The sequence below is a fragment of the Vibrio sp. Vb1337 genome (assembly GCF_033338715.1).
In the GTDB taxonomy this organism is placed as follows: domain Bacteria; phylum Pseudomonadota; class Gammaproteobacteria; order Enterobacterales; family Vibrionaceae; genus Vibrio; species Vibrio alginolyticus.
The window spans coordinates 1-1120 of record NZ_JAWOTD010000216.1 but is presented as its reverse complement, the minus strand read 5'-3'; the positions used below and the strand labels follow the sequence as shown (position 1 = coordinate 1120).

Sequence of the window (1120 nt, the reverse complement as noted above, 5' to 3'; positions counted from 1 at the left end):
ATGATATCAATGCCATTGGCATGAAAAGATAAATGAATTATGTCTGGTGAATTTAACCTGATTGATAAGTATTTTGTTGGCCGACAAAACCAGCGCAAAGACGTACACCTCGCCGCAGGGGACGATTGCGCTCTCGTTAAGGCGCCAGCAAATGTACAGATTGCTATCAGCACCGATACCTTGGTTGCTGGAACCCATTTCCTTCCTCACGCGAACCCTGCTTGGGTTGCTCACAAGGCGCTTGCATCCAACATCAGCGACTTAGCTGCCATGGGCGCAACACCTGCTTGGGTAAGCTTTGCATTGACCATGCCTGAAGCGGATGAAGAATGGCTCGCACCCTTCTGTGATGCATTTTTCGAACTGGCGGATTACTTTGGTATTCAATTAATCGGCGGTGATACAACGAAAGGCCCATTAAGCTTAACACTGACAGTGCAAGGTTTTGTGCCTGAGGGCAAAGCGCTGACTCGCTCTGGCGCGAAAGTCGGGGATTGGGTGTATGTAACGGGGAATTTGGGTGACGCAAAAGCAGGGCTGGATGTCATCTTAGATGAAACACTTCGAAGTCGCATTGGTGCTGATGAACTAGAAAAAGCCCACTACCTAAGTACTCCGAGAGTGTTAGCGGGGCAAGCTTTGGTAGGATTAGCATCTGCGGCGATTGATATTTCAGACGGCCTGATTTCGGATATCAAACATATTTTAAAACGCTCACAAGTTGGTGTGAGTATCGATGTGTCTCAATTACCAATCTCTTCAGAGCTGGTACAATTTTTAGATGATAAGGTCAGCGCACAGCAGTATGCTTTATCTAGCGGTGAAGAATACGAGTTGTGTTTCACTGTATCAGAACAAAATCGAGGTTCTTTGCAGAGTGCTTTGTCCTATAGCGGGTGCAAAGTGACGTGCATTGGCCAAATTAGACCAAATGGAACGTTTGAGCTTCACGATAACAACCAACCTCTCGACTGGGATTTAAGTGGTTTCGACCACTTTAAATAAGCTCATCGAGTTAAACTAGCAGTATAGGTTTAAGGATATGACCAACCCTCTTTCTCTGATTTCAGTAAAGAACCCGTGGCAGTTGTTTGCGACTGGTTTTGGCAGTGGTTTGTCG

The 1120-nt window shown here is 46.2% G+C and carries 1 protein-coding gene and 1 pseudogene; both read left to right on the top strand.

Going from position 1 to position 1120, the window contains the following annotated elements; genetic code table 11:
• Positions 1–39 precede the first annotated feature (39 nt).
• Positions 40–1005, top strand: a complete 966-nt coding sequence (gene thiL / locus R7E42_RS25145) for a thiamine-phosphate kinase (protein WP_069489101.1) — start codon at positions 40–42, stop codon at positions 1003–1005.
• Between the two features lie 37 nt (positions 1006–1042).
• Positions 1043–1120, top strand: a pseudogene (locus R7E42_RS25140) (phosphatidylglycerophosphatase A); the annotation flags it as partial.

Excerpts from the sequence above, each read along its gene's own strand:
- thiL (WP_069489101.1), top strand. The coding sequence starts at position 40 with ATGTCTGGTGAATTTAACCTGATTGATAAGTATTTTGTTGGCCGACAA.